Consider the following 12,145-nt stretch of genomic DNA (forward strand, 5'->3'; position numbering starts at 1 on the left):
CAATCAGAAAACTCTCTACAAATTAAAATTTATTGCTTAAAATATGTCATTAATGCCAAATAATCTGGCAGTTATAGCAAATAACTTGTAACAAAACAAAAGCAAAAAACAAGAAAACCAGTTAATAACAAATCCCTTATTGTATGGAAAAACAGGGTTACTCACTAGTGGACCCAACATAAAAGTCCACTTGCATTTCTTTGAAAATAAAAAAATCTCCCCAAAGACTTTTACTTCGGGGAGATCTTAGTCTAAAAACTAGTATATTTAATCTCTATTCTCGTAAGCTGGTCTTGCCGGAACTTTGAAGCGATCACTGCTATTCAGCAGCCTCATAACTTCTTTAATTGCTGCATCCAGCTGTGCATCAGTTCCTTTGGCAAGGCTTTCAAAGTCTTCTACCACTTCGATGTCAGGATCTACACCGTGACCTTCTTTGAACCAAGTGCCATCTGGATCATACATTCTAAACGTAGGCACAGTCACCGAGCCACCATCAATCAAACTTGGTGCGCCGGAAATCCCAATCAATCCTCCCCAAGTTCGTGTACCAATCAATGGACCGATCTCTCTTTTGCGGAAGTAATCAGGGAAGGCGTCTCCTCCAGAACCTGAGAACCCGTTGATCAACATTACTTTTGGACCGAAATTACCTGACGGAGGCCATGCCCAGTCCTGCCCATCTCTCACTGCCCAGAATGCCAGAGGCTTACGATCCAAAAGTTCAACGAATCGATCAGGAATCTGTCCACCGTTATTGAATCGCTCATCTACAATCATTCCTTCTTTTTCCATCTGACCGTAGAACTGTCGGAAAAGCTCATTCTGGCCGTCGACTCCAGTACTTGGGACGAAGATGTATCCAATTCTTCCATCAGTTGCTTCTTCCACTCGCTTGCGGAATTCATTGATCCACGCCAGATTCCGTAGCCTGGCCTCAGATCCTAATGGCTCAACCAACACATTTTTGGCACCTGACATAGAAGCAGAACTATTCACAGTCAACTGAATTGTCTTCCCAGCTAAGCCTTGCAAAGCTGCATAAATGGATTTACTAGTATCAATAGGTTCACCGTTGATTGCCAATATGTAATCGCCTTCTTTCACATCCACCCCTGGTTTGAGAAGCGGAGAACGAACCTCCACATCCCAAGGCGCTCCTTGGATGATCTTTTCAATTTTGTAAGTGCCATTCTCAAGTTTGAAGTTCGCGCCCAAAAGCCCTACAGACATAGACGGACCTGATTCCAAATCACCTCCGTTGTTATATGTATGGGAAGCATTCAACTCAGCGATGAGGTCACCGATGATAATATTCACATCTCTCCGGGAATTAGCCTGATCTATTAACCCACCATATCTGGTGCGCATCTGATTCCAATCCACGCCGTGCATGGTAGGATCATAGAAGTAATCCCGCTCAAATCGCCAAACATCGTTGAAAATCTGCTTCCATTCTTCAGCTGGCACCACAGTCATTTGCATGTCATTGGTTGGGACCGCATCCTCGATTTTCTGCCCAGGGGCTGGATCGATCACTGCTAGTTTGCCCATGGAAAAAATCATTACTTTTTTCTTATCAGCTGAAAGAGAAAAACCATTGACTCCATCGATTACTGTTTTAGACTCCTTTTCTTCAAAATCATACAACTGCAGACTGCTTTTGGAGTCATTCCCGGCACCTGTATTTGGATGGCGAACGTAAAGTAACTTTCCTTTCAATGCTGCAAGTCCACCGATATTACCGGTTTCGATTTCCAGCATTTCTATCCTGTTTTCGAAGTTGGCCGTTTCAAAATCAATACTCTTTGGCTCCTCTGTCTTATCCTCCTTTTTATCGTCCTCTTTTTCTGATTTTTCTTCTTCCACTTTGATCTCATCATTTTTCAAAGAGATCAATGAGGAAATCGTCGGGTTCAAAGTACCCACAGCCACTCCTGATGAATTAGCATAAATGAAGGTATTATCTAGATCAGAATAGGAAGGACTAAAGGTTCTATTGGTAGTGAAAAACAAGTATTTCCCATCTTCACTGAAAGCCGGATTTTGATCTGCATAGAATCCTGAAGTGAATTGCGATAGGCTTCCAGCCTTCGTGTCGTAAAGGTAAAGTGCCGAAGTGGCTCTATTTTTTTTGGAAAGACTATAAGCAATGTATTGGCTGTCTGGAGACCAGGTAACACCAAAAGATTGGAGGTTGCCCTCAAACATGTATTTACCTTGATCAATAATAGAAAATGACCCAGTAGTTGCGTCGATTAGCATCACTTCCATCGCCTGATTCACAGTTACTATTTTCTTACTGTCCGGTGACCAAAAGAGGTTATATCCAAAGCCATCTTTGAATTTAGTCAGGGTTTTAGTTTGAGAATCTGCTCCCAAAGTTTTTACAGTAAGTTGGTACTCGCCGGTAGCATCTGACCAGTAGGCTATTTTCTTTCCGTCCGGCGCAATTTCAGGATAGCGCTCAGCTACTCCCGAAGTATTTGTCAGGTTGGTTACAAAGCCTTTTTTTGCAGGCAAATTGAATATCTCACCCCGAGCATTAGCTATCACTCGATTTCCATCAGGAGAAATACTGGCAGCTTGAAGTTCAGAGCCTACGTTCACGATCTTTGGAATCATTCCTTTTTGGTCAGAAATAATCTGGATTTCCACACGCTTGGACTGCTCAGTAGCTATGTCAAACAGATACAGACTTCCGCCTGCTTCAAAGACGATTTCCATTGCACTATTCGAAGGAAAGGTGATGTCAAAATCTTTGAATTCAGTTAGCTGCGTGTTTTGCTTACTTTTCAGATCATATTTCCAGAGGTTATTTCTCTTCTCGGGCCCATTGTCTGACATGTAATATACAGCATCTCCTATCCACATCGGCAGCTCGTCATTTGCTGCATTATTGGTGATATTTTCCGTTTTATATCCTGCAAGGTCAAAAAGCAAAATATCCGGAGCCGTACCTCCACGATACCTTTTCCAATTTCTATTTACGCGACTCCGATCTGTGTATGCAAATCTTTTTCCGTCGGGAGAATAGGATGCAAACTCTCCATAAGGTACTGGTAATTTGCTTGGAAGACCTCCCGTAACAGGAACTGTATAAAACTGGGAAAAGCGCTCTTTCCCACTTTCTCTACCTGAGGTGAAAAGCACTGATTTACCATCGGGAGTCCAACCTTGAACCATATCAGGCATGCCGTGGTACGTTAATCGTACCGGAACTCCGCCTGAAGTCGGCATGACATAGACATCATAGTTCCCATTGTAATTAGCAGAAAATGCGATCTGCTTTCCATCTGGAGAAAAACGAGGATACATCTCTGGGCCAACAGGCGAGGTAAGTCGAATCGCAACTCCGCCTTCTTTGGGCACCACCCAGATATCATCTCCAAAAGTGAAGGTAATCTGAGTATCTGAGACATCCGGCAGCTGCATAAGCCGCGCATCGGTTTGAGCATCGGTCAAAAAAGGAACTGCCAATAACGACAGTCCGAGGAGTAGTTTTTTCATAGCTATTTGAAAGAGATTGTGACAATTATCAAGGTTGAAAACTATTCTATGAAGTAGATTCAGGCATTTACATAATAAATGCCGGGCTCAAATTAGAAAAAATAATACCAACTGGAATTATACAATATAAGTAATTGAACAATAGCACACTAAGCACAACCCAGTAAAACATCGTGTTACGATTCTGAACAGAGATTTTGTTCGATATCAAACAAATCCACCTATTCCTATAAAATATTTTGGTTTAGTGATCGTCTATTCTACAGAATATTCCCGTAACAATTGCCAAACTAGTATTCCTTGCGTACCCGATTCCTGTTCCTAGTATTTGTTCTATTTGCCCGTTCCTTAGCAGCTCAGAACTGGATCCCATCCGATTATAATCGCTTTACCCAAACAGAGTTTCTACAGCTTGCTGCGGTTCATCAAACCATCAATTATAAGAAGATGGACAGAGGACTACTGCAAGCGGCGATGTTTCATGTAACCAATTTGGAACGAATCAAACATGGTTTACCTCCCTTTGAGCATTCGGATGCTATTGAAAGAGTTGCTTCAGGTCACGCTGCCGATATGGTTACTTTCCAATTCTATTCCCATGTAAGTCAGGTAAAAGGCAAAAAAACTGTCAATGATCGATTTGCACTAGAAGGATTACCCTCAGTCTTAGTAGGTGAAAATATTAGCTCAAGTATTGGCTTGCAGTATCAGGACGGAAGAAAAATCAATATCCCCAGGTCCGGGGGAATGTATACTTATGCCAGCTCAAAGCGGGAGGTGATTTTGCCACATACTTATCTAAGTTATGCAAAAGAAGCAGTAAGGATGTGGATGAATTCTCCCAGCCACCGGAAGAGCATTTTAAACCCCCTTTTCACCAAGTTAGGATGTGGAGCAAGTGTTTACGGAAACAAGGAATTTTTCAATGTACCTTACCTTATCGGAGTTCAGAATTTTGGAGGAAAATAAACACTACTAATTCCACAGTATTTAGCCATCCATTACGCTTGGTCATTTCTTTTTCATGTAAGCATTCCTAGAATTTAGATGTTTTAAAAAGGAATTAAATTGGAATCTAAGTCCATTTTAAAGAAATTACATCAAACAAATTTTTGAAATCATGTTAGATCAATTGTTAAAACTAGCGGAAGGTCCGCTTCAAGAAATGCTTGAAGGAATGAATCAAGATAAGGCCAGCGCCTCAGCCATCAAAGATTCTCTCACGAGTAGCCTTCAGAAACGAGTATCATCAGGAGATACAGATGCCATCATGGAAATGTTTTCTGGAAAAGAAACCTCTCCAGGTGCCCCGGTCATCAATAGTCTTCAAGGCGATGTTTCTCAAAACCTGATGGACAAACTGGGCATCTCTAAGGAGCAAGCTATGGGAATAGCAGCAGCTGCGCTTCCTATGATTATGAATTTCTTCAACAAGCGTGTAAATGATGCACCTCAGGACAACAATGACATCATGTCGTCTATTGTTTCCTCACTTCAGGGAGGTCAAGGTAAAGTTGGGACATCGGATTTGCTAGGCTCACTTCTTGGTGGCGGAAGCAAAGGAGGAATGGATCTAGGCGGACTGATGGACATGGGGAAGGGATTGTTTAAGTAAAATAAAAAAGATTATCCGCGATGATGCCAGTCACGGTCTGAAGAAATATGACCGAAAACTCTTGCACTGGCGGGACAGGCTGAAGCGGCCTCAATTCTTAAGTTTAACCTATCCTTTTCGCTTTTGACTTTATAAGGGCATAAAAGCGGATATACATAAAATTAATTCTTATGAAAACTAACTTAATTACAGCCTTTATCTTTCTTTTAGCGGCTATCAGCTTTCAAGCCTCGTCGCAAACTATCAAGTTACCTTCCCCTGATTTCAAAAAAGATATGCTGGGGGCTTTCGCTCCAGGCGACGATCTAGGAATAAGTAAAGATCAAAAAGATAAGTTGAGCAAAAGCAACTCTTCCTTTTTCGACAAGGTAACGGGCATAGCAGGAAGTGATGAATCCGATGATAAAAAGATAGCCAAGATCACTGGACTGGCAAAAGAGCAAAATTCTATGTTTGAAAGTATCCTTGGAGAAAAAACCGTTAAGGAATACCGCAAAAAAATAAAAAAACAAATACGTCCGTTTACGACAAAATACAAATTGGCTAAGTTTGTCCTGTAAAAACATTTTAACTAAACATACTATTATGCACAAATTGAAATTTATCCTAGGTTTTTCATTGCTCTTTATCCTAGCTGGAAATGTTAATGCCCAAGGATTGAAAGTGCCAAAAATGGATCTAACTTCTCAGTTATTGGGAATATTGAATAATACGGATGGGCTCGATCTATCATCAGATCAGAAATCAAAGCTGACTAAGGAAAACTCCAGTTTTGTAGATGAACTGATGGATATCGACAAAAGCGGAAAATCTGATGATGATAAGAAAGATGCATTTCTAGGCTTGAAAAGCAAGCATGCTAAAATCCTCACAGACATTTTAGGAAATGATTTATTCAAGAAGTATTCTGGACAGATTCTAAAATCTATTAATCCACTTAAAAGTAAACTTGGGCTTGCTGCCCTAGCCTTTTAAAGGGTTTGCTACTGAAAAAAGTAAAAGCCATGGAATGTGATTTCATGGCTTTTTTGTTCAAAGTAGAAGAAATTGAGGACTATCAGATTTTCAACTAAACTTTCGGAAGTTCCCAGCCATTATGATAATGGGCTTTCATCAAGTCATTCGCAGCGGATGAGGTAAATTGATTTTTCTCAGCATTCCAATATACTTTCTCTCCGGTTTTGTAGGCAATGTTTCCCATTTGGGCATTGATAGCCGCTACACTTCCAGTCTGAATCGCGCAATTGAGAAGGCTTGGATCATTGGCCTTAACAGCTTCCACGAAGTTGACAGCATGTAAATCCAAAGCATTCCCCACACCTTTGGTATGCGGTACTTCTTCTACTTTTGGGACTCTATTTCCATCCTTGGTTTCCGTTTCAGGAATCACCTTCCACCCTCCTCTATTCACCACCAGTGTGGCATTATTCCCTATAAATGCAATGCCTTCTGTCGTTCCATAATTCCCTCCATCTATACCTGTAGCATGTTCCCAGAGCATATTAAAGCCGTCGTATTCATAAACTGTTTGCAAGGTATCAGGCGTCTCAGATGCATCATTTGGATAAGCAAATTTACCTCCTGAGGCCATTACAGATTTCGGCGCAGAAACTCCCATCGCATATAACGCAATATCTATCTCATGTACTCCCCAGTCGGTCATCAACCCTCCAGCATAGTCCCAAAACCATCGGAAATTGAAGTGAAAGCGATTTGGATTGAATGGTCGATCAGGCGCGGGTCCTAGCCACATTTTATAGTCTACTCCATCTGGTGCCGGACCGTTTGGCAATACGGGAACCGGTTTCATCCAGCCTTGGTATGCCCAGCATTTCACCAATCGAATCTGACCTAGTTTACCGGATTTGACATAATCAATTGCTTCTGCGTACTGAGATCCTGATCGCTGCCATTGCCCTACCTGAACTACTTTGCCATAACGCTCCTGAGCTTTTACCATCAACTGACATTCTTCAATGGTATTTGCAATTGGCTTTTCTACGTAAACATTTTTTCCTGCTGACACAGCATCACACATGATCAGACAATGCCAATGATCTGGTGTGCCAATGATCACGATATCAATATCCGGATCCTCTAGCAGCTTCCTATAATCTTTGTATTGCTTTGGGCGGGTGCCTCTAAGCTTGAATACATCCTCTGTTCTTTGATCTAGAATCGATTGATCCACATCTGCCAAGGCAACGCAATTCACTTGAGGCATTTTGAGATGAGCATTCATATTAGACCATCCCATGCCTTTGCAGCCAATTAGGCCATAGTTAAGTTGATCAGATGGCTTGATTTTTCTGGTAAACAGACCAAAATCTGAGGCAGTTAGAATCTGAGGCATGCCCAAACCTGCTCCCAGCAACATGGTGTTCTGGATAAATTTTCTTCTTGATGACATAGTATTTTGGGTTATTGAGTATAGACAAAAAAAGAGCAGATAATCAACTTACCTGCTCTTCAAAATGAAATGGATTAAAGCTCCCTAACCCAGATATTTCTAAATCTAACTGGATTGCCATGATCCTGAAGCTTGATAGGCAACTTCTCAGGATGTGCTTTATAATTCGGAATACCGATGTATTCGGTTGGACCTTTTAGTATCACATGATTTTGCACCAACACACCGTTCATCAAGACTGTTACCGTAGCTGGAGAAGTTAAAATTCCGTCCTTATTGAAGCGAGGCGCTTTGAAAATGATATCGTAGTAATTCCACTCACCTGCCGGTCTCAAAGCCATCGCAAGTGGCGGGTGCTGCTTGTAGATACTTCCAGCTTGCCCATTTGTATAAGTCTTACTTTCGTAGCTATCCAAAACTTGCACTTCATACATTCCCATCAAGAAAAAACCAGAGTTCCCTCTGCCTTGACCTTCACCCACAATTTCAGTTGGGGCTGACCATTCTACGTGATATTGTGCATCGCCAAAAGGCAACTTAGATTGAATATCACCTTTACCTTTGGTAACTACCAATTCGCCATTTTCAATGGTCCATCCAGCAGGAGATCCATCTTTTGCGCTTACAAATCCATTAAGACTAGTACCGTCAAAAAGTACGATGGCATCTGAAGGTGGTGCTGTATTGTTGGCACCTGGAGTAACTTTTGGAGGAACGGGAGTGTAAAATTCCGTTGCCTCGGGCTTCATAGCTGGTGGTGTTTTATCTTGGGCAACTGCTATTGAACTCAAAGTCAATGCACTAGCAGTAATAGCTAGCGAGAAAATTCTCTTTTTCATAGGGGTATAATTTAATTTTGATGTCCGTAAGGAATCCTGCACTTTGAGAATCCTCAGTATGAGGTCTGGATAGATACACGATTTCTAGGGATAGATTATTTAGGGAAAAGAACTTAAAGCGATAAATTACTCCAATTTGCCCTCAATCAAAAAACCGTTGATGGATTTTATGATGCTCAGACCAAAAGTTTACGCAATTCCATGAATTTAAAATAGTGGCAGCCAAATCAAATTCACCCTCTTTTTAGCAAAAGTTTTATCGACTATAGGAAAGTATAATTTCTCCTATCAAGGTTCCTTCAGGAGAATTTAATTCTACCTCATGCTGCGTGATCAATTCCTTATCCGTGACCTTAAGCAGTGTATAGATCAGTTCATCTCCATTTTCATGCATGGTAATCAACTTGTCCTTCTCTACTGTCCAGGTTCCTTTTCCGTTATCGTATTCACCAACCAACTTTTGAAAAGTCCCGTCATCGTTTAGAATTAGCTTACTTCTCAGATGCTGTTCTAAACCTCCATTGACTGTCACTACTACTTCAGGCCCTTCAGTTCTGCGAAATAAATGATCCGTCCCCTTCCAATTCCCGACTAATTCCCCTTCCAAACCACCGCTGCAGGAAAAAAGGCAAAGAAGCGAGACCAGTAGAATCTGATTCATAGAAGTATATTTTCCTGCTCGAGATTTCTTCATTGCTTGAGATAAATTTTGGATCGGCTAAACTAGATATTTGCCTAGAAACAAAAAAACATCCGAAGACCCTCCGGATGTTTTTCAACTAATTAAAACTTAACGCTTACAATTGAAACTTTACAGGAAGTCTCATTTGAGTTTTAACAATTTTTCCGTCTTTTTCACCAGGAGTCCATTTTGCTGATGCTTTGACAAGACGAAGTACTTCTTCATCACACCCCTTCCCAATACCTCTCAAAATTTCAGGATTGGATAGTTCTCCGTTTTCCAGCACTACAAAAGTGGCCATTACAGTCCCTTGTACATTAGCATCTTTCGCAGCTTTTGGATACTTCATATTCTCTGCGAGGTAGCTCGTCCAGCCATCGATTCCACCCGGAGGAGTAGGCATTTTATCCACTTCCAAAAAGACTTCTTCTGATTCCGTCTGAGCAGATGCATCGGAAATAGAAAAGCAAGTGGTGAAAATTAGGGCCAACAAAAGGAAAGGCACTGCTTTCCAAGTAGGAAATTGGGTTGATAGTTTCATAGTCTTTGGTTTAGGAATAATCTGTAAGAATCTAAAATCCAATTCGACATGTAGATATTTTGAATTAAATATTCTTTAGCGAATTAGATGGAGACCGGAACCTGGATAGTTTCCGGAAAGTCATTGGCGGGCTTTGTCTGAGTGACTGTGCTTTTAGATTCTCCACCATCTAGCTTAAATCTGATTGGCAATCTCATGCGTGTGTTTATCGCATTTCCTCTCTGCTTACCCGGAGTCCAATCAGGAGAATTTTGAACAACTCTCACAGCCGCCTCATCAGCTCCCCCGCCGATCCCTCTAAGGACTTCTACGTCTGAAAGGCTACCATCTGCATTCACTACGAATACTACGATAACAGTTCCTTCTATCCCTAGACTTTTAGCTTGAGCCGGATAAGTCAAATTTTCACTTAGGTACTGATTCCATCCTTCCATGTCACCAGGAGGGCTAGGCTGTTCTTCTACTACATCAAAAATTGGTTCTCCATCTTTAGCCATTTTTCTAGCTGAAATGTCAGCCGGTCCGATCTTGGTCGCTTTCGATTCTCCCATCATAGTAGGTGAGTCTATGTCTTCTTCTGGTGTGATCTCACAGGAAAACACAAAGAATAAGGCTGCCAGTACAGGAATTGCCAGCAAAAATCTGCGCATTTCCCGTTTCTGAGATTGTGGTTTGCTCATCATAATAATTCGTTTTTTGGTTTGAAATTGGTTAAAGTTATTCATGAAATGCCAGCCTTGGCCGCCAGTGATCATCTGGAGCAAAAGCCCGGAATATTCCTTCTTGGAATAGGAAGAAGTCACCCCTTGGTCCGCTTGATATTCGTGTACTTCTCTAAGTGAATTTTCAAATTTGTAGATCAGTGGATTGAACCAAAAGACGATTTTGGCAAACTGGATTAGCAATAAATCCCAGCTATGTTTCAAGCGCACGTGAACTGATTCATGGAGCACAATTTGCTTTTGCTCGGATCTATTCGGATCAAAATCAGGAAGCAAGATGTAACTGAAAAAAGAAGCTGGAATAAACTTAGGATGAACTGCAATCCAATAGTTTTGGTAGCGCATCAATCGTGATTTACCAAGCAATCTTTGAGAGGTGAAAAATCCAAGAATCAAATGTACCGTCATCACAACAACTCCAGCCAAATAAGTGTAAAACAGGATCTCTTGCCAAGTGATTCCGGCAGCCTTTTGTGGCACATTTTTTCCAACAAAAAATTCCGGAAGGAGAATCTCAGGAGTAGCTAGTGTGGAAAGTCCCAGTTTGAAAGAAAGCGTAGGAATGATAAATGAACCTATAAGCATTCCTATTAAAATCACCCGATTCAGCGTGAAAAAAGTCAATTCACTCAAGACCACTCTATAGAAGATAACGGTGATTGCAACGCAAATACTGGCTTCGAGGAGGTATAGTAGTATAGCATCCATTATTCTGTAGGCTTGTCCATGTCATCGATCATCTTCTGCAAATCCTCAATTTCCTTGTCAGAAATCTTATTTTCCCTCACCATGAATGACAGGAAATTCCCCACCGAACCTTCGAAATAATGCTTTACCAATTGATTTACACTTCGCTTGCTGTAGTCAGCCTGTGTAATTATTGGAAAATACTGGTGTGTGGTGCCGTAAGCTTTGTGATCCAAATACCCCTTCTTCTCCAATAGTTTGATAGAAGAAGCCAAGGTTGTATAGGGTGGCTTTGGCTCAGGAAGCTCTTCAAGTACATCGCGGACAAGCGCTTTTTCGAGTCTCCAAAAAATCCGCATAATCCTTTCTTCGTTGCTATTTAATTCGTTCATATGTCTAATGTATAAACGAATTTTTAATAATCCTACGATTTTTTCGTATTGTAACGATAAAAGAATATGAAAGACAGGAAAACAACCCTATCTCTTAGAAAGAATTATTAGTTAAACTATTATTTTACAAGCAGTTGACTAGCTCTACTAAAAGCAAAAAATAACTCAGAACCTATTTCCAAAGATCTTTCTAGATATTTTTCAGTTTCTAAATCCGTATCATCATAGGCTTTAGGATCCTCATACCTCAAAGGAATTCGCAGATCTGCTCCTGGAATAAATGGACAATTTTCATCTGCATGATCACAAGTCATGATCGCAGCGAAGTCATGATCTGGATTTCTCTGATCGAAATAGACTTTGGAAAAAGCCTTGATAACTTCTTCTCCAGCGCCAGATTTAATAGAATACATGGGATTCTCACATCCCTCCATTTCAATATGAAACCCCGAAGTCTCCAAAGCCTTCACTGCGCGCTCATTGAATGCTGTCACCTCCACTCCTCCTGAGAAGCACTTGACAGGAATTTTGAAATAATCCGATAGGGTCTGTCCCCAAACCTGCGAAAGTTGACTTCGCCTGCTATTATGAGTGCATATAAAATTAAGAGACGCTTTACCGTTGGATTTTACTTTTGAGACAAGGTAATTGACTAACGAAAAAAGTATCTCCTCCCGATCTTTGGAAGGAGTATACGCTGAAAAGCCCTCAATGACAGCTTCAAGTTTTGGATATACAACCATAGAA

Annotated in this window: 12 protein-coding genes; 4 read left to right on the forward strand and 8 right to left on the reverse strand. The window is 41.0% G+C overall.

Features of this window, described 5'->3' with window-relative positions:
- Nucleotides 1–267: 267 nt before the first annotated feature.
- The gene (locus AACZ87_RS18890) at nucleotides 268–3,510 is read right to left on the reverse strand and encodes a PDZ domain-containing protein (protein ID WP_339869486.1); all 3,243 of its coding nucleotides are present in this window, start codon (nucleotides 3,508–3,510) and stop codon (nucleotides 268–270) included.
- Between the two features lie 300 nt (nucleotides 3,511–3,810).
- On the opposite strand from AACZ87_RS18890, the gene AACZ87_RS18895 reads away from it, so the two are divergent.
- From AACZ87_RS18895 to AACZ87_RS18910, 4 genes are all read left to right on the forward strand, one after another.
- On the forward strand, nucleotides 3,811–4,479 hold the full coding sequence (locus AACZ87_RS18895; RefSeq protein ID WP_339869488.1) for a CAP domain-containing protein: 669 nt from the start codon (nucleotides 3,811–3,813) through the stop codon (nucleotides 4,477–4,479).
- Nucleotides 4,480–4,630: 151 nt separating this feature from the next.
- Nucleotides 4,631–5,125, forward strand: a complete 495-nt coding sequence (locus tag AACZ87_RS18900) for a hypothetical protein (protein ID WP_339869490.1) — start codon at nucleotides 4,631–4,633, stop codon at nucleotides 5,123–5,125.
- A 170-nt stretch (nucleotides 5,126–5,295) separates the two neighbouring features.
- The gene (locus AACZ87_RS18905; protein ID WP_339869492.1) at nucleotides 5,296–5,685 is read left to right on the forward strand and encodes a hypothetical protein; all 390 of its coding nucleotides are present in this window, start codon (nucleotides 5,296–5,298) and stop codon (nucleotides 5,683–5,685) included.
- Between the two features lie 25 nt (nucleotides 5,686–5,710).
- Nucleotides 5,711–6,100 carry a hypothetical protein gene (locus AACZ87_RS18910; protein ID WP_339869493.1) on the forward strand — a complete coding sequence of 130 codons (390 nt, stop codon included), beginning with the start codon at nucleotides 5,711–5,713 and terminating at the stop codon, nucleotides 6,098–6,100.
- A 94-nt stretch (nucleotides 6,101–6,194) separates the two neighbouring features.
- Here AACZ87_RS18910 and AACZ87_RS18915 read toward each other — a convergent pair whose 3' ends face one another.
- The 7 genes from AACZ87_RS18915 to AACZ87_RS18945 form a co-directional block, all read right to left on the reverse strand.
- Nucleotides 6,195–7,535: a Gfo/Idh/MocA family oxidoreductase gene (locus tag AACZ87_RS18915; RefSeq protein ID WP_339869494.1), complete on the reverse strand. Its 1,341-nt coding sequence runs from the start codon at nucleotides 7,533–7,535 to the stop codon at nucleotides 6,195–6,197.
- Nucleotides 7,536–7,609: 74 nt separating this feature from the next.
- Nucleotides 7,610–8,374: a DUF1080 domain-containing protein gene (locus tag AACZ87_RS18920; RefSeq protein ID WP_339869496.1), complete on the reverse strand. Its 765-nt coding sequence runs from the start codon at nucleotides 8,372–8,374 to the stop codon at nucleotides 7,610–7,612.
- 256 nt (nucleotides 8,375–8,630) lie between these two features.
- The gene (locus tag AACZ87_RS18925; protein ID WP_339869498.1) at nucleotides 8,631–9,068 is read right to left on the reverse strand and encodes a hypothetical protein; all 438 of its coding nucleotides are present in this window, start codon (nucleotides 9,066–9,068) and stop codon (nucleotides 8,631–8,633) included.
- Nucleotides 9,069–9,171: 103 nt separating this feature from the next.
- Nucleotides 9,172–9,597 (reverse strand): energy transducer TonB, encoded by a 426-nt coding sequence (locus AACZ87_RS18930; RefSeq protein ID WP_339869500.1) that lies wholly within the window; start codon nucleotides 9,595–9,597, stop codon nucleotides 9,172–9,174.
- Nucleotides 9,598–9,680: 83 nt separating this feature from the next.
- The gene (locus tag AACZ87_RS18935) at nucleotides 9,681–11,027 is read right to left on the reverse strand and encodes a M56 family metallopeptidase (protein WP_339869502.1); all 1,347 of its coding nucleotides are present in this window, start codon (nucleotides 11,025–11,027) and stop codon (nucleotides 9,681–9,683) included.
- A complete protein-coding gene (locus tag AACZ87_RS18940) occupies nucleotides 11,027–11,398 on the reverse strand; it encodes a BlaI/MecI/CopY family transcriptional regulator (RefSeq protein WP_339869503.1) in 372 nt (123 codons plus the stop codon). Before AACZ87_RS18940 ends, AACZ87_RS18935 begins: the two co-directional genes overlap by 1 nt.
- A 119-nt stretch (nucleotides 11,399–11,517) precedes the next feature.
- Nucleotides 11,518–12,141: a protein-tyrosine-phosphatase gene (locus tag AACZ87_RS18945; RefSeq protein ID WP_339869505.1), complete on the reverse strand. Its 624-nt coding sequence runs from the start codon at nucleotides 12,139–12,141 to the stop codon at nucleotides 11,518–11,520.
- Nucleotides 12,142–12,145: the final 4 nt, after the last annotated feature.

Origin of the sequence: uncultured Algoriphagus sp., assembly GCF_963974365.1 — a bacterium.
GTDB lineage: Bacteria > Bacteroidota > Bacteroidia > Cytophagales > Cyclobacteriaceae > Algoriphagus.

What these genes read in the sequence shown, in the direction of transcription:
- AACZ87_RS18890 (WP_339869486.1), bottom strand. Translation starts at nt 3,510, where the DNA reads ATGAAAAAACTACTCCTCGGACTGTCGTTATTGGCAGTTCCTTTTTTG.
- AACZ87_RS18900 (WP_339869490.1), top strand. Translation starts at nt 4,631, where the DNA reads ATGTTAGATCAATTGTTAAAACTAGCGGAAGGTCCGCTTCAAGAAATG.
- AACZ87_RS18905 (WP_339869492.1), top strand. Translation starts at nt 5,296, where the DNA reads ATGAAAACTAACTTAATTACAGCCTTTATCTTTCTTTTAGCGGCTATC.
- AACZ87_RS18910 (WP_339869493.1), top strand. Translation starts at nt 5,711, where the DNA reads ATGCACAAATTGAAATTTATCCTAGGTTTTTCATTGCTCTTTATCCTA.
- AACZ87_RS18915 (WP_339869494.1), bottom strand. Translation starts at nt 7,535, where the DNA reads ATGTCATCAAGAAGAAAATTTATCCAGAACACCATGTTGCTGGGAGCA.
- AACZ87_RS18920 (WP_339869496.1), bottom strand. Translation starts at nt 8,374, where the DNA reads ATGAAAAAGAGAATTTTCTCGCTAGCTATTACTGCTAGTGCATTGACT.
- AACZ87_RS18925 (WP_339869498.1), bottom strand. Translation starts at nt 9,068, where the DNA reads ATGAAGAAATCTCGAGCAGGAAAATATACTTCTATGAATCAGATTCTA.
- AACZ87_RS18930 (WP_339869500.1), bottom strand. Translation starts at nt 9,597, where the DNA reads ATGAAACTATCAACCCAATTTCCTACTTGGAAAGCAGTGCCTTTCCTT.
- AACZ87_RS18935 (WP_339869502.1), bottom strand. Translation starts at nt 11,027, where the DNA reads ATGGATGCTATACTACTATACCTCCTCGAAGCCAGTATTTGCGTTGCA.
- AACZ87_RS18940 (WP_339869503.1), bottom strand. Translation starts at nt 11,398, where the DNA reads ATGAACGAATTAAATAGCAACGAAGAAAGGATTATGCGGATTTTTTGG.
- AACZ87_RS18945 (WP_339869505.1), bottom strand. Translation starts at nt 12,141, where the DNA reads ATGGTTGTATATCCAAAACTTGAAGCTGTCATTGAGGGCTTTTCAGCG.